Origin of the sequence: Paenibacillus montanisoli, from assembly GCF_003268025.1 — a bacterium.
GTDB classification, from domain to species: Bacteria; Bacillota; Bacilli; order Paenibacillales; family Paenibacillaceae; genus Paenibacillus_Z; species Paenibacillus_Z montanisoli.
In genome coordinates this window covers 1,031,962-1,045,960 of record NZ_QLUW01000002.1, presented here as the reverse complement: position 1 = coordinate 1,045,960, position 13,999 = coordinate 1,031,962, and the positions used below count along the sequence as shown (strand labels likewise).

Genomic DNA, 13,999 nt, shown 5'->3' with positions numbered 1-13,999 from the left:
TGATGGACAAGCTGATCACCGGTCTTCAAGGAAGCAAATACGCTCAAGCAGCGCTTTTGGCACTGTTCGTCGCACTTACGTGCGCATGGGTGTTTTTGATGGATAAGTCGGTCGTCGCCTTTTTGCTTCTGCTAAGTTCCTTGCTGCTTTTGCATTATACATCGTTCCCGACCAAAATAAAGTGGGCGGTCGGCGGCGTTATGCTCCTGCTCGTCGTTCCGTTCGCGACGTCTGGGGGGGCCTCGCACGAGGCTTACATGGAAGTGGCGACCCAATGCGGCATATTCATCGCCATGGCGCTCGGGTTGAACGTGGTCGTTGGGTTCGCGGGGTTGCTCGATTTGGGCTTCGTTGCGTTTTTCGCGGTCGGTGCCTATACGTACGCGATCTTTTCCACCCCTCAGGCGACGGAGTTCATGTCCGGCGGTTGGCTTCCGCTCACCGGCTCGTATTTTTGGCTGTTTATTTTCATTGGCGGTTTCATCGCTTCTTTGTTCGGCATTCTGCTCGGCTTGCCCGTCCTGCGGGTCAAAGGCGACTATCTCGCGATCGTCACTTTAGGCTTCGGGGAGATCACAAGGATTATCTTCAACAATTTGGACAAACCGGTCAATATCACGAACGGTGCCTTGGGGATTTCGTCGATTCAAGCCCCTAACCTGTTCGGTTACCATTTTACGTTTCCCCATCAATTTTACTTTATCGTCATCGCGATCCTCGCGCTCGTCATTCTTTGCGTCAAGAGACTGGAGCATTCACGTCTGGGCCGGTCCTGGAAAGCGATCCGCGACAACGAAATCGCGGCGCAATCTTCAGGCATTCCGCTCATCAGGACGAAGCTGACCGCGTTTGCGGTCGGCGCATCCTTTTCCGGGATGATGGGCGTCGTATTCGCGGCCAAGCAGACGTTCGTCGATCCGACCAGCTTCACGTACCTCGAGTCGATCACGATTTTGGTCATGGTGCTGCTAGGCGGGATGGGAAGCGTTCCCGGGGTTATCTTGGGTGCTTGCGTCATCACTCTATTGAACTTGCAAGTGTTGACAGAAATTACGCTGTGGTTGAACCAGTTGACGATGCAAGGGATCATAAAAGTGCCGCATGCGCTTTCTCCGTCGAAAATGCAACGATTCATCTTCGGCGCCGTGCTCATTCTATTCGCGATATTCAGGCCCAATGGGCTGATCGCCGCCCGCAATCGGAAAGTCGACGAGGGGCGGCTTCGTGCCGCTAATGCTCCGGTATCTGCGAAGCTGCGCGATCCATCCGGACATGGCGAAGGAGGGTCTTCATGACGATTCTAAAGGTGGCCGGGCTCGTTAAACGTTTCGGAGGCGTTGTCGGCATGAATGGCGTCGACTACGCGTTCCCGCAAGGCGCCATTTCCGCGATTATCGGGCCGAACGGTTCCGGCAAGACGACATTTTTCAATTTGGTGTCCGGCATCTACACCCCGGATGAAGGAAACATCGAGCTCGAAGGGAAGTCCATCGTGAAGCTGAAGCCCGATCGCATCGCCAGGCTGGGAATCGCGCGCACCTTTCAAAATATCCGCCTGTTCGGCAAAATGACCGTTTTGGAAAACGTGCTTTGCGGCATGCATTTGCAGTTAAAAGCCGGTTTGTTCGGCACCTTGCTTCATCTACCGTTCGTGAAGCGCGAGGAAGCCGGTGCGGCGCTAGAAGCTTACCGCTTACTAGAGTACGTCGGCTTGGCGGAGTTTCTGAACGAACAGGCCGACAGTTTGCCGTACGGCGCCCAAAGGCGCCTCGAAATCGCGAGGGCGATGGCTTCGAAGCCGAAGGTGCTTCTGCTGGATGAGCCGGCGGCCGGTATGAATCCGCGCGAAACGCTGGAATTGATCGAATTGATCAAGCGGATCCAGAAGGAAACGAGCTTGACGATTTTGCTGATCGAACATGACATGCGCCTCGTCATGGGATTAGCCGAACGGATTATGGTACTGGATTACGGAACGAAAATCGCCGAAGGGACTCCGGACGAAATCCGCGCGAACCCTAAGGTAATCGAAGCATACTTGGGCAAGAGCGCCGTGGCGAAGGGGTGAATCCATGAGCTTGCTGGAGTTGAAGGATGTGCACGCTTTTTATGGAGGGATCGAAGCGCTGAAGGGAATTTCCCTGACCGTGAACGAAGGAGAAATCGTTACATTGATCGGCTCGAACGGAGCCGGCAAATCGACGACGCTAAAATCCATTTGCGGTCAAGTGAAAGTCACGGGGGCGATTACGTTCGATGGCAAAAACATTACCGATCAAGCCGTCCATCAAACCGCGGCGGCCGGCATCGCGCACGTGCCGGAGGGGCGGCGGATATTTCCGCGGCTTACGGTGAAGGAAAATTTGGAAATGGGAGCATTCTCCGTCAAAGACAAAGATGTCGTATCCCAAATGATGGAGAGGGTATTCGCTTATTTTCCCCGGCTCAAAGAAAGGCTCCGCCAGCTTGGCGGGACGATGAGCGGAGGAGAGCAGCAAATGCTCGCGATCGGACGATCCCTGATGATGCAGCCCCGCATCTTGCTGCTCGACGAGCCTTCCATGGGGTTGGCGCCTATTTTGGTCGAGCAAATTTTCGAGATCATTCGCGAGCTGAACCGCGAAGGAATGACGATTCTGCTCGTCGAGCAGAACGCCTATCAGGCGCTGCAGATCGCTTCCCGAGGCTACGTGATCCAATCCGGCGAAATGATCATGGAAGATGAGGCGTCCGTCCTGCTCGAGAGCAGGAAAGTAAAGGAAGCTTATTTAGCGTAAACGCTCTGCCGCGGGGCGTTTATTTTTTTGCGTACAAATTTCATCCTGGAGTTCCAACGATTACGGACGATGATGAATGATCTGTAATCGTACAGCCTAAAAGGTACAGTCCTTCAAGTAAGCTGAAGAGGTTGCACCTGTTATACCGCGCTTCGTAGGGGGTCTAGTGGAACTAGGCCCCTAAGTTTCATGCAAAATTGAGTACGTATACCCACATATATCCAAGGGAATACATTACTCATAACATAAAATCAAGACGAGGACGGCTATAGGACTAATGAATTTCATAATTCGCAGGTTGCTAAAAGCATATATCGATCCACCCTCCGGGAATACTCATCCCCCAAATAATCCTCCAAACGATTTATTCGATAAACTTCAAGACAATTTAAACAGGATTCAAACGGAATTCGGCGGCAGCACGGATATTGTAATTCGCGAATTTCGGATCCACAGCTTGAATGGAGCCAAAGCAGCGCTAGTATACTTGGAGGGCTTGGTTGACCAGCAATTGATTTCTGAATCCCTAATGGAAAGTTTGCTGCAGTTTCCAAAGGGAGACGTGTCCATTCCGGCTATCCTTCCAGAGCAAAACCCGGTTACCTATATAAAGGAATTCGTTCTGGCCATTGGAAAAACGAGCGACATTACAAATTTTGATTCGCTGTACCAAGCTGTATTATCCGGCTTTACCACATTGTTAATCGATGGCTGCAATCAAGCGATCTCGGCGGCAACTCTAGGCGGTAAAGACCGGGGCGTTACGGAATCGAGCCGGGAAATTGTGATCCGCGGGCCGCAGGAAAGCTTCTCGGAATCATTGCGTACAAATACGGCTCTGATTCGCAGAAAAATCAGAGATCGCAACCTTCGATTAGAAACGAAGCAAATCGGCCGTGTGACGAAAACCGATGTGGCTATCATGTACGTGAATGGAATCGTAAACGAAAAAGTTGTTGGAGAAGTAAGATCACGTCTTAATCAAATCGATACCGACTCCATTTTAGAGAGCGGCTATATTGAAGAGTGGATCCAAGACGAGACCTTCACCCCGTTCCCTACAATGTTCTATAGCGAACGACCGGATGTGATAGCGGGAGAATTGCTCGAGGGGAAAGTCGCGATTTTAATCGACGGGACTCCGATGGTTCTTATTGTCCCCGCTCTCTTTGTATCGTTTATTAACTCAGCCGAAGATTATTATCAGCGGGCCAATATTAGTTCGGCGCTCCGGATTTTGCGTTATTTCGGCATTTTTATATCTTTCTTGGCTCCATCACTTTATATCGCTATTACCACCTTTCACCAAGAGATGCTTCCTACGGATTTATTGATCAATCTAGCTGATCAACACGCAGGGGTTCCTTTTCCAGCTTTCATTGAAGCTCTTATGATGGAAATAACATTTGAAATTTTGAGGGAAGCCGGGTTAAGAATGCCGAAGGCGATCGGACAAACCATTTCGATCGTAGGAACTCTGGTATTGGGTCAAGCGGCGGTGGCGGCCGGGATTGTTTCGCCTGCAATGGTAATTATCGTTTCGATAACGGCTATCTCCAGTTTTCTATTTCCCTCATACAACATGGCCATCGCTTTTCGATTATTGCGGTTCCCGATGATGGGTTTGGCTGCTTCGTTCGGAATATTCGGCATTTTTGTCGGTGTAGTTGCGATTTTATTTCATCTTTGTACATTGCGCTCGTTTGGCGTTCCTTATATGAGTCCATTCGCTCCCTTGACCGTGTCTGACCTTAAGGATACCATTTTTCGATTGCCGCATTGGATGCTGGTTACACGTCCTCGCTCGATCAGTCAAAAAAACGTCATTCGTTCTAAGCCTTCCCAACCGGAAAAGTAAGCTAAGCTGGAGGTACGCATTATGTTCCGTAAAATGATGTTCATATTGTTGTTCCTCTTCATGCTCCTTATAATGACCGGCTGTTGGAATCGCAGGGAGCTCAGTGATCTTGCAATCGCAGGAGCTATTGGAATTGACGAAGCGGGGGATCAGGTTCGGGTCTCGGTTCAAGTGTTGAATCCTGGGGAGATAACCGCGAAAAAGGGCGGATCTCAACGATCGCCGATAAGCACGTACTCTGAACAAGCGGATACAGTTTTTGAAGCTTTACGAAAATTGACGACGATCGTTCCGCGTAAAATTTACTCGTCACATATTCGCTTAATCGTAATTGGAGAGTCGCTTGCGAGAAAAGGAATTGGGCCCGATCTGGAGCTGTTTTATCGGGATCAAGAGCTGCGTCCCACTTTTTATGTCTTAGTCGCCAGAAAAACGACGGCGGAAAATTTACTAAAAGTGTTGACCAGTAACGAAAAAATCCCGGCGGAAAGCCTTTTTCACTCTCTAGAAACGTCAGAGAGTGTATGGGCACCCACGGCTACTGTCAATATGGGAGAGCTTGTCCGAAGTTTTGAGGGCAAAGGGAAAGCGGGCGTACTTACAGGTGTACAGGTTAAAGGGAATGTTGAGTTCGGAGCATCCTCCCAAAACTTGTCCACGAGTTCCCCGCCAACCACCTTGCACCTGAGCAGCTTGTCCGTTTTTCGTAGGGATAAACTGATCGGCTGGTTAGATGAAGAGGAAAGCAAGGGCTACAGCTACATTACTGATAAAGTTAAAAGTAGCGTTGGTTATGTTTCATGCCCTGATGGTGGAAAAGTAGTCGTTGAGATCGTCCGATCGAAATCTGAAATCAAATGGAAAAGGAATTCGATTGCCATTCGCGTTCGAGTTGAAGACAATGTGGCCGCTCAGCAATGTAAACTCGATTTAACGGATCCGCGAACAATCCCAGAGCTAGAAAAAAAGGCAAGCGAAAAAATAAAAGCCATCATGAAGAAAACCCTCAATGAAGCACAGCACAATTATCATGCGGATATATTCGGTTTTGGGGAAGCCATATACCGGTCGGATCCCCATAAATGGAATCAGCTCAAACAAAATTGGGATGACACATTTTCGGAGCTGCCGGTTCAACTCGATGTAAAGGTAAAAATACGTTATACCGGCGTAGCAAACAAAAGTTATTTAAAAGATATCAAGGAATGAAGTGCGATGTGGAAAATAGTTTGCGTATGTACAGTTGCTGTATTGATGGCTTATTTAGAAGTCCCTTCATTGCTTAAAAAAGGATGGCTGAAAGAAATGTCCATTTTTTTAGTTTTACTATGTATAGGAGCGGGATTGATCATAACACGTATTCAGCAAGTGGAGTTGCCTAACCCGCTCAAAGGAATTCTGTATATTTATGAGCCGGTGGGTAAATGGATTATGAAAATTTTGAGTTAAGAAAGGTACTATCCAAATGAAAAATACGGAACGAATTGCGGGAAGACAATTTGGTCTGCTTGTCTTTTTTTTCACCGTGGGAAATTCTTTTATTTTGTTGCCGACATATATCGTACCCGAAGCCAAACAGGATGCATGGATCTCGTCACTGATCGCAATCGTAATCGGCTGGCTGCTAGTCTTGTTATATAATTCGCTTGGAAGCAAATTTCCCGCTCGGACAATAACGGAATACAGCGAAATTATCTTAGGCAATTGGTTTGGAAAGCTTGCAGCGCTGGTCCTTTTCATATGCTTTTTCCTCCTTGCGGCCATTGTGCTGCGGGTTCTCGGGGACTTTGTTGTGATCCAATTGATGCCGGAAACCCCGATTGATTCGATTGTAATCTTATTTTTGGTTATTGTAGTTTTGGGAGCAAGGGCGGGAATTGAAACGATTGGCAGAACTGCAGAAATTTTATTTCCGGTGTTTATCATCCTGTTTATATCTTTTTTTATGCTTAGCACTCCAAGTTTCGATTTCAAAAATATGCAGCCAATCGTAACCGGAACCGGAGTAAACTCCATACTTCGTGGAGCGATTCAGTTTATTCATTTCCCCTTTCTGGAAATGGTCGCCCTATTGATGGTATTCCCAAATGTTAATTCTAAAAAAAGTGCAAAAAGGGCTTTTCACAACGGGATGTTGTTGGGAAGCTTCGTACTCTTGACGGTTACTACCTTGAGTATTCTGGTACTGGGAGCGGAAGCAACCACCGAACACTTCTATCCCAGCTTTACTATAGCAAAAGAAATTAATATCGCCGGCTTTCTTCAGCGGATTGAGGCCATTATGGCGATTATGTGGTTTATTTCCATTTTATATAAACTGATATTGCTATTTTACGGATCGGCGTTATCGTTGGCGCAAATGATGAAGCTAAGGGACTATCGACCGCTCACTTATCCATTGGGATTGATTTTGTACATCCTTTGCTTAACAGAGAGTTCGAATGTAATGGAAATCAAGCATATAATGATTCTCATTGGATTTCCATTCAAAATTACCTTTGCATTTCTAATCCCTTTATTATTACTGATAACGGCCAAACTACGTAAATTATAATTGCTGAAAATGATGCGCTTGACAACCTATCTGACTTTGCGAACTTAGTTTTGGGCACAGGATAGCGTAACTACAACAGGCTGCCTGAGAAAGGCATCCTGTTGTAGTTGCTGGGCGTATAGTACAACAATAAACCATCGATGATCCTGACTATATCGTAGATCTAAAGCTGGAATGGTATTCGTAGGGGCAACTTGCTGCAAAATTATTGACTCGGCTTTAAAATCGTATGGTACGAGGGGCTTGGGGTCATAACAACAAGCACAATGCTTTTTTCAAGCGCTGTGATAGAATGCTCTATTTCTTTTTCAACATTGATCATATCCCCGGCTTTAAGATAGAACTCTTCTCCCGCTACAAACCGAATGTGCCCATCCAATACGAAGACAAGTATATCGCTTGTTGTTTTATGTTTTTGAAGCTCCTTATCTTTTGGGAATGAAAACTTCACGACTTTGGAAACTCCGTTGTCCATGACGGGCTCAATAAATGATTCTGTAAACTGTAATGGCTGAACCTTCATTTTTCATCCAACCGCCTTTCTTTACCAATCTTCTGAGATAATTGATTTTCACTTCTGATGAAAGCACTTTATTCTTCGGGTGTGTTTACGAATCGATTCGCAGCATTCGTCATCATTTGAAAAAGTAACTGCCGCGGATAGCCCTGAAGTTCGATTTCATCCATCGCTTCTCGCATGCAAGTAAGCCACGCATCAGCGTGGGATGGGGAAATTCTGAATTGCTCATGTATGCTTTTCATATTGCCAAAGCCATATTTGTCGGTATAAAGAGTAGGACCCCCAGTGAATTGGGTCAGAAATAAATACTGCTTTGCCCGGATTTCGTCTACACCGTCCGGAAAGAGTGGTCGAAGAACAGGGTGAGCGTAGACCTTTGGATAAAATGCGTGGACAAGCCTATTGATCGTCTGCGCTCCTCCGATTTGATTATACAAGCTTTCCTTATCCATCTTCGAAGTTGCCCCACTGTTATATTTCTCCGTATACGTCACAATCAGCACCTCCAATTGTTGGCCAACTTTAATCTAATTATAATGAAGTGAACATGATAAGATTGTGATTTCAGTCACTGTAGTTTTGATGATTTATTGTCTGTTTCTCGGCATTCGGCTACAACTAGAGCAGCTTATCCAATCGATCGAGTTACATATTACTTTTTTACAATTGCAATTCTGTTTTACAATACATGCCATCACGTGCGATATATAATCAACTCATATCCTGAGCTTAAGGAGTGAGCAAGTATGATTTTGCAATTGACGGAACAAGTAATCACTGCAGGGATTGTGAGGAGGCAAGAAAAGTTGATGAAAGCTGCTGAAAAAAATAACAAATCGTGCGCGACACAAAATCCATGTACGAAAAAAAGTCCATGGCGTAAGCGTCGGTTATAATCGTAAGATCGAATAAGCAGCAATTAATCTCTTCTGGGTTTACTCTGACTATTTTACAATCCAATATCCGTTTTACAATACAGAACTCAAACGGAAACATGAAGGAGCGATAAAAATGGAAGTAGTTATGTTCATGCTGATGGGATTTAACGTTGTAGTGATCGCTGTATTGGGTATTCTAGTAAAAGGCGCATTTAATATGGGAATAATCGATAAAACACATCCGATCCGACTGGTCAAACATTGATTGGTGGTGAGGAATAATGTATGTATTCAAAAGACGATGAAAACGTGGGGGAAATGAGTTGAAATTAAATATGAAATCAATGGAGACTCTTTCGAGGGTCTCTTTTTTGCATTCTGATGATACGAAAACGTACACATATGACAAAGCTATCTCAAATTGGGATGGCTTCTTTCCTTACGTATTTTTTCAGTAATAATAGAAAAATATAGCAGTGTAGGAATGAAGCGACAGGAGGGGACGCCCGAAGATGGCAAATCGCACCCGGCAGGAAGCCCGAAAAGACGTTGGAGAGAATGAGCAGCTGAAAGGAACCTTTGCTTCGGTACTATTGATTGGAGGGTTCATCGTTGTTCTATGGATCGTTATTTTTGCCCTGTATCTGTGCAGACAATAAATTTAATCAAATGGAGGGGTTTTACAGATGATTGATCATTTGCCCCGATTAGAAAGGATATGGCTTCTACTTGGAACAGGCTCGTTGGTCGTATTTTTAATCATCCTCGGGGTTATGGCGTGCGGTCTCGGTCTGAATCCGCCGGGACATATGCATACGATCGTACCGGAGCAGGTGAAAACGACGGCACCCTTCGATAAGCCGGCTTTGACGCAAATCGGACCGAACGAATACAAGGCCTCGATGATTGCCGAAGCGTTTGCATTCACGCCCGGGGAGATCGCCATCCCGCGGGGGGCTAAAGTTCATTTTGAAATCACGAGTCCGGACGTCGTTCACGGTCTCCTGATTCCAAACACCAATGTGAATATAATGGTCGTTCCGGGCCATGTCACCGAATTCGAGTACACGTTTAAGAAGAGCGGCGACTACGCTATGTTGTGCCACGAATACTGCGGAATCGGACACCACATGATGATGGGCAAATTGGTCGTTCAATAACGATGCCCGTCAAGAGCGTATACGCTAAGGCGAATAGGAGGGTTAACGCGTCATGTCTCAGCAAAGCGAAGAAAGGTTTATGTTTGATCCAAAAGATCGCAAGCTCATCCTTTCCCATATAGGCGTTTCATTCGTAGCGATCTTCATCGGAGCCATTGCCGGGTTGCTGCAAGGGCTGCAGCGGACCGGATATATCGAGCTGCCGGCATCTCTCGAATATTACCAGCTGCTCACCATACACGGGGTGATGATGGCGCTGATTTTCACTACGTTTTTTATCATCGGGTTTCTTTATGCGGGGGTAGCGAGAACGCTGGGAGGCAGCATGCATAGCGGTCCTCGCAATACAGCCTGGTGGGGTTATTATTTAATGGTGATCGGCACGATTTTGGCGGCGATCAAAATACTAAGCAACGATGCAAGCGTGCTGTATACGTTCTACGCCCCGCTGCAGGCTGATCCTCTCTTTTACATCGGAATGGCATTGGTGATCGTCGGCAGCTGGCTTAGCGGCATTGCGATTTTCGCAGCATACGGCAAATGGAAACGCGCGAACAAAGGGGAACCGTCGCCATTATTCGCATATATGTCAGTCGCGACGATGGTGCTGTGGCTAATCTGTACGGTGGGCGTTGCGATAGAAGTCGTATTTCAGCTGATCCCATGGTCGCTTGGCTGGGTAGATCGGATAAACGTGGAGCTTAGCCGGACGCTATTCTGGTATTTCGGACATCCGCTTGTATATTTCTGGCTGCTGCCGGCTTATATTTACTGGTACGTAAACGTACCGAAAATTATCGGAGGCAAAATATTCAGTGCCTCATTGCCGCGGTTGACGTTCGTGTTGTTTATTCTTTATTCGATTCCCGTCGGGTTTCACCATCAGCTGATGGAGCCGGGAATCGCGGCATTCTGGAAGTTTTTGCAGGTCGTGTTAACGATGATTGTCGTCATCCCATCGCTAATGACCGCTTTTTCGATGTTGGCGACCTTTGAGCTTGCCGGCAGGGAGAAAGGCGCAAAAGGCAGATTCGGCTTTTTCCGCAAGCTTCCTTTTCATGATGCCCGGTTTTTTGCCGCTTTTGTCGGGATGATCATCTTCATACCTGCCGGGGCGGGAGGCATCGTCAATGCTAGCTACCAGCTGGATCAGGTGGTGCATAATACGCTGTGGATCACCGGTCATTTTCACTTAACTGTAGCTTCTACGGTGGCGCTGACCTTCTTTGCCATCAGCTACACGCTTTTTCCTTCCCTGACCGGCCGGAAAGTAACGCCTTTCGCGAATCGTCTTGGCATCGCGCACACGATTATTTGGGCGCTCGGCATGATCTTTATGTCCATTCCGATGCACATCGTCGGGTTGTTAGGCGAGCCGCGAAGAACCGCTTACACGACCTATATGGATCACCCGATCGTGTCGACGTGGGCTCCGTATCGGACACTGATGGGCATAGGGAGCGTGTTTTTGTTCATTGGTGTGCTGATGTTTTTGTATATCGCGATTTACTTGTGGTTTTTTGCGCCTAGAACCGAGGAGCATGTGGACTTCCCGATTGGGGAAGTGCGCGATACCGGACACAATCCGCCTGCAATCTATGAACGGTGGAGCGTTTGGGTCATACTCACAATCATTCTGACACTGATTGCCTATACGATTCCGGTCATGTCTATGCTTCAACATTCGCCGCCGGGATCGGCGGGGTTCCGAACTTGGTAATGACGGATGTATGAGGAAACGGCCAGTTGCAAAAAATAAATTGACCATATGTAGGGAGGTGTGCGAAGTGAAAAAAATGGGGTTTCTTTGTCTGTGTATCTTAGTGATCGCAATGCTGTCTGCTTGCGGGAAAAGCAACACGACCACTCCGTCTCCAACGCCGACAACAGAGGCGGGCGGCGAAACGGCTCAAGCCGAAACCATCTATAAACAAAATTGCGTTTCATGCCACGGGACTGATCTGGAGGGCAAGATGGGCGGGAAGACGAACTTGCAGCATGTCGGCGGCAGTTTGTCCAAGGATAAGATCTTTAACCAGATTTCTAACGGCGGCGGAGGCATGATGGCGTTCAAGGGCAAGCTTACGGACACCGAAATTACGGCATTGGCGGATTGGCTCGCAGCTAAGAAGTAAATGCATCTTTCGGTGAGATACTTCTGCAAAAAAGGCACTCAATTACGGGGTGCCTTAAGGTAGATTACTATAAATGAAGGGACACCTTCGAGTACAAGTCTCCAAATACACCGCGGTACTCCGGAAAGACCAAGACCGCCTGAAACTGCAGCTTCGGTTGCACATATAAAGAATAATGCTGCCTTGTCAGTCGTATGGTCGGCTGCCTTTTAAAACGGACTCCGTAAAATTGCGGGGTCCTTTTTATAGCGCAGTAAATCAATTGTATGTTATGAAGGTACGGACAATCGGTCGAAACATAGTACATTAAGCTCCTCAGTTAAGCCTTTTTAGAAATGCAACCATCCAGTTGTCTTCATCGTCTAATTGGATAACGATATTGCGAGGGGGCTTTCATACGAGCTATAGATACTTCATTACTATAAGCGCCGTGCTAGTACTGGCGCTGTTATTAAGCGGATGCGGGTCGAGGCCGGCATCAATGCCTGTCGATTTAGAATCCAGAAAAGATACTAAGAAGCTATCCGAATCCGAAGCTACTAAAAGTGATCCATTTCAACCGCTGGAGGAGCACGAGCTAGTCGGCTGGCAAGGGGCGCTTGACGGGGACCGGCTGGTCACCAGAGGCAAGGCCGGATTGACAGTAACCGACCTAGTCGCGAATAAACAACTGGCATCGATCTCGGTCAAGCATGATGCGGGCTTCGACATTTCGGGCACCTTCGTGGTTTGGTCGGACTTGCGGAATGAGGAGACTCCAATCGGAGAACTGGGCAGTTTTGATGTCTCAAATGCAGATATCTTTCTCTACGATCTGTCCACGGGAGAGGAGCGTCAACTGACAACGGACCCATCTGCACAGATTAATCCCAAGATTTGGGGAAAGTATGTCGTTTGGATGGATAATGCTAGCGATGCAATTAAAGAGTACCCATCTAATTGGCAGATCGTCTTGTTCAATATTGAGACAGGTGAACAGAAGACGATTACATCGGGGAATGGGGGTCATACGAATCAGGACATTGATGCTGGAAATGTCGTTTGGGAGAATGGGAGTCGTGTATCGGATCGGGGGCTACGAGCAGGCGAGAATGTGCCGGAGAACAATACGGACATTTATTTATACCGCATCGAAACCGGAGAAACGGTTTCGATTGCGACAGAAGACTACAGGGAAGGTCGGCCGCAAGTATCGGGCATCCTCATAACGTGGGAGGTTTTTAACGGTTCATACACTGGCGATGTTTTCGTCCATGACACGGTTACTAGAAGAACGCATCAAGTAACCGATTCGGACGCGAATCAAAGAACTCCAGTCATTAGCGGTCATGTCGTCGCTTGGATGGATGAACGAAATGGTTCATCCACGCACGATGTAGGACCGGGCCCACACAATTCAGACATATACATTGCTGATCTGGAAAAGGGAACCGAAGCATTAGTGACGGGAGACGGGCCGCAGATTAATCCTTTAATTTCTGAACATTGGATCGTGTATGGAAAATCATCGGACGAAGAGGCAGTGCTTACGGCTGTCCGTTATAGATGATTTCCTGATGGATTGCGCTAATGAGTACAATTCAATAAACACGTTACGATGCGATTTGTTGTTCGACAAGTTACATTGACTTCGTGTTTATAATCCAGAATCAGGGACATAATGTTGTTATTGTAAGCAAAGAGAGGTGCATCGTTATGTCCAATAAAAAGAGCTACTACTCATTCGAAGATCCAACCGGCACTACGATTGAATATCGAGCAACCAGTTTGCAGCAGGCTATGGTGATCAAGAAGAAGTTGGCCTCAGACATAGGTATTTCCAAAGAGGATTTTGAGTTGAAAAGCATTAGTAAAAAACGAAGTCTGGCCACTTAAGAAACATAGACATTTTTTCTCATCGCCTCCGAAAAAATCCGCTGAAAATGCGGTGTCGGATGACAAGAACATAAGATCATTAAGAGCCGCGTAAATCGCGGCTTTTTTGTGTTTTGAGAGACCGAACATGCGCGCTGTGCCGTAATCGTTAGTAAGAGGAACAACTCACCGAAGGCGCCGGCGTTCACTTGATTTATACAAAGATCATACAGAGCTTGACCTTCAAGTAAATTAAAATAAGC

16 protein-coding genes are annotated in these 13,999 nt (G+C 47.0%); 14 read left to right on the top strand and 2 right to left on the bottom strand.

The genetic code is table 11. The features are described 5' to 3' along the window. The first annotated feature begins 2 nt into the window (after nucleotides 1–2). The 7 genes from DL346_RS14360 (at nucleotide 3) to DL346_RS14335 (ending at nucleotide 7,189) form a co-directional block, all read left to right on the top strand. On the top strand, nucleotides 3–1,295 hold the full coding sequence (locus DL346_RS14360; protein WP_112883128.1) for a branched-chain amino acid ABC transporter permease: 1,293 nt from the start codon (nucleotides 3–5) through the stop codon (nucleotides 1,293–1,295). Beyond that, nucleotides 1,292–2,068, top strand: a complete 777-nt coding sequence (locus DL346_RS14355) for an ABC transporter ATP-binding protein (RefSeq protein ID WP_112882771.1) — start codon at nucleotides 1,292–1,294, stop codon at nucleotides 2,066–2,068. Before DL346_RS14360 ends, DL346_RS14355 begins: the two co-directional genes overlap by 4 nt. A 4-nt stretch (nucleotides 2,069–2,072) precedes the next feature. Continuing rightward, nucleotides 2,073–2,777 carry an ABC transporter ATP-binding protein gene (locus tag DL346_RS14350; protein WP_112882770.1) on the top strand — a complete coding sequence of 235 codons (705 nt, stop codon included), beginning with the start codon at nucleotides 2,073–2,075 and terminating at the stop codon, nucleotides 2,775–2,777. A gap of 277 nt (nucleotides 2,778–3,054) precedes the next feature. Next, nucleotides 3,055–4,635 (top strand): spore germination protein, encoded by a 1,581-nt coding sequence (locus tag DL346_RS14345; RefSeq protein WP_112882769.1) that lies wholly within the window; start codon nucleotides 3,055–3,057, stop codon nucleotides 4,633–4,635. A gap of 21 nt (nucleotides 4,636–4,656) precedes the next feature. After that, nucleotides 4,657–5,844, top strand: a complete 1,188-nt coding sequence (locus DL346_RS14340) for a Ger(x)C family spore germination protein (protein WP_112882768.1) — start codon at nucleotides 4,657–4,659, stop codon at nucleotides 5,842–5,844. 6 nt (nucleotides 5,845–5,850) lie between these two features. Beyond that, the gene (locus tag DL346_RS28805; RefSeq protein ID WP_133257531.1) at nucleotides 5,851–6,084 is read left to right on the top strand and encodes a hypothetical protein; all 234 of its coding nucleotides are present in this window, start codon (nucleotides 5,851–5,853) and stop codon (nucleotides 6,082–6,084) included. 16 nt (nucleotides 6,085–6,100) lie between these two features. Further along, nucleotides 6,101–7,189, top strand: a complete 1,089-nt coding sequence (locus DL346_RS14335) for a GerAB/ArcD/ProY family transporter (RefSeq protein WP_112882767.1) — start codon at nucleotides 6,101–6,103, stop codon at nucleotides 7,187–7,189. Between the two features lie 205 nt (nucleotides 7,190–7,394). Here DL346_RS14335 and DL346_RS14330 read toward each other — a convergent pair whose 3' ends face one another. Then, entirely contained in the window at nucleotides 7,395–7,712 is a 318-nt protein-coding gene (locus DL346_RS14330; RefSeq protein WP_112882766.1) for a cupin domain-containing protein, read from the bottom strand. A gap of 68 nt (nucleotides 7,713–7,780) precedes the next feature. Beyond that, nucleotides 7,781–8,203 (bottom strand): globin domain-containing protein, encoded by a 423-nt coding sequence (locus DL346_RS14325; protein WP_240633163.1) that lies wholly within the window; start codon nucleotides 8,201–8,203, stop codon nucleotides 7,781–7,783. A gap of 517 nt (nucleotides 8,204–8,720) precedes the next feature. Between DL346_RS14325 and DL346_RS29750 the strand changes: the two genes are divergently transcribed. The 7 genes from DL346_RS29750 (at nucleotide 8,721) to DL346_RS14290 (ending at nucleotide 13,757) form a co-directional block, all read left to right on the top strand. Beyond that, entirely contained in the window at nucleotides 8,721–8,852 is a 132-nt protein-coding gene (locus DL346_RS29750; RefSeq protein ID WP_276311550.1) for a hypothetical protein, read from the top strand. A 247-nt stretch (nucleotides 8,853–9,099) separates the two neighbouring features. Continuing rightward, entirely contained in the window at nucleotides 9,100–9,246 is a 147-nt protein-coding gene (locus tag DL346_RS14320) for a cytochrome c oxidase subunit 2A (protein WP_112882765.1), read from the top strand. 27 nt (nucleotides 9,247–9,273) lie between these two features. After that, a complete protein-coding gene (locus tag DL346_RS14315; RefSeq protein ID WP_112882764.1) occupies nucleotides 9,274–9,747 on the top strand; it encodes a cytochrome c oxidase subunit II in 474 nt (157 codons plus the stop codon). A 52-nt stretch (nucleotides 9,748–9,799) separates the two neighbouring features. After that, on the top strand, nucleotides 9,800–11,467 hold the full coding sequence (locus DL346_RS14310) for a b(o/a)3-type cytochrome-c oxidase subunit 1 (protein WP_112882763.1): 1,668 nt from the start codon (nucleotides 9,800–9,802) through the stop codon (nucleotides 11,465–11,467). 76 nt (nucleotides 11,468–11,543) lie between these two features. Next, nucleotides 11,544–11,882 carry a c-type cytochrome gene (locus DL346_RS14305; protein WP_112883126.1) on the top strand — a complete coding sequence of 113 codons (339 nt, stop codon included), beginning with the start codon at nucleotides 11,544–11,546 and terminating at the stop codon, nucleotides 11,880–11,882. Between the two features lie 481 nt (nucleotides 11,883–12,363). Next, the gene (locus DL346_RS14295) at nucleotides 12,364–13,431 is read left to right on the top strand and encodes a hypothetical protein (RefSeq protein ID WP_112882761.1); all 1,068 of its coding nucleotides are present in this window, start codon (nucleotides 12,364–12,366) and stop codon (nucleotides 13,429–13,431) included. Nucleotides 13,432–13,577: 146 nt separating this feature from the next. Continuing rightward, complete coding sequence (locus tag DL346_RS14290; protein ID WP_112882760.1) at nucleotides 13,578–13,757, top strand: hypothetical protein; 180 nt, start codon at nucleotides 13,578–13,580, stop codon at nucleotides 13,755–13,757. Nucleotides 13,758–13,999: the final 242 nt, after the last annotated feature.

Coding starts and splice junctions, on each gene's coding strand:
- DL346_RS29750 (WP_276311550.1), top strand. CDS start 8,721: ATGGAAGTAGTTATGTTCATGCTGATGGGATTTAACGTTGTAGTGATC.
- DL346_RS14310 (WP_112882763.1), top strand. CDS start 9,800: ATGTCTCAGCAAAGCGAAGAAAGGTTTATGTTTGATCCAAAAGATCGC.
- DL346_RS14350 (WP_112882770.1), top strand. CDS start 2,073: ATGAGCTTGCTGGAGTTGAAGGATGTGCACGCTTTTTATGGAGGGATC.
- DL346_RS14340 (WP_112882768.1), top strand. CDS start 4,657: ATGTTCCGTAAAATGATGTTCATATTGTTGTTCCTCTTCATGCTCCTT.
- DL346_RS14315 (WP_112882764.1), top strand. CDS start 9,274: ATGATTGATCATTTGCCCCGATTAGAAAGGATATGGCTTCTACTTGGA.
- DL346_RS14345 (WP_112882769.1), top strand. CDS start 3,055: ATGAATTTCATAATTCGCAGGTTGCTAAAAGCATATATCGATCCACCC.
- DL346_RS14290 (WP_112882760.1), top strand. CDS start 13,578: ATGTCCAATAAAAAGAGCTACTACTCATTCGAAGATCCAACCGGCACT.
- DL346_RS28805 (WP_133257531.1), top strand. CDS start 5,851: ATGTGGAAAATAGTTTGCGTATGTACAGTTGCTGTATTGATGGCTTAT.
- DL346_RS14335 (WP_112882767.1), top strand. CDS start 6,101: ATGAAAAATACGGAACGAATTGCGGGAAGACAATTTGGTCTGCTTGTC.
- DL346_RS14320 (WP_112882765.1), top strand. CDS start 9,100: ATGGCAAATCGCACCCGGCAGGAAGCCCGAAAAGACGTTGGAGAGAAT.
- DL346_RS14355 (WP_112882771.1), top strand. CDS start 1,292: ATGACGATTCTAAAGGTGGCCGGGCTCGTTAAACGTTTCGGAGGCGTT.
- DL346_RS14305 (WP_112883126.1), top strand. CDS start 11,544: ATGGGGTTTCTTTGTCTGTGTATCTTAGTGATCGCAATGCTGTCTGCT.
- DL346_RS14295 (WP_112882761.1), top strand. CDS start 12,364: ATGCCTGTCGATTTAGAATCCAGAAAAGATACTAAGAAGCTATCCGAA.
- DL346_RS14330 (WP_112882766.1), bottom strand. CDS start 7,712: ATGAAGGTTCAGCCATTACAGTTTACAGAATCATTTATTGAGCCCGTC.
- DL346_RS14360 (WP_112883128.1), top strand. CDS start 3: ATGGACAAGCTGATCACCGGTCTTCAAGGAAGCAAATACGCTCAAGCA.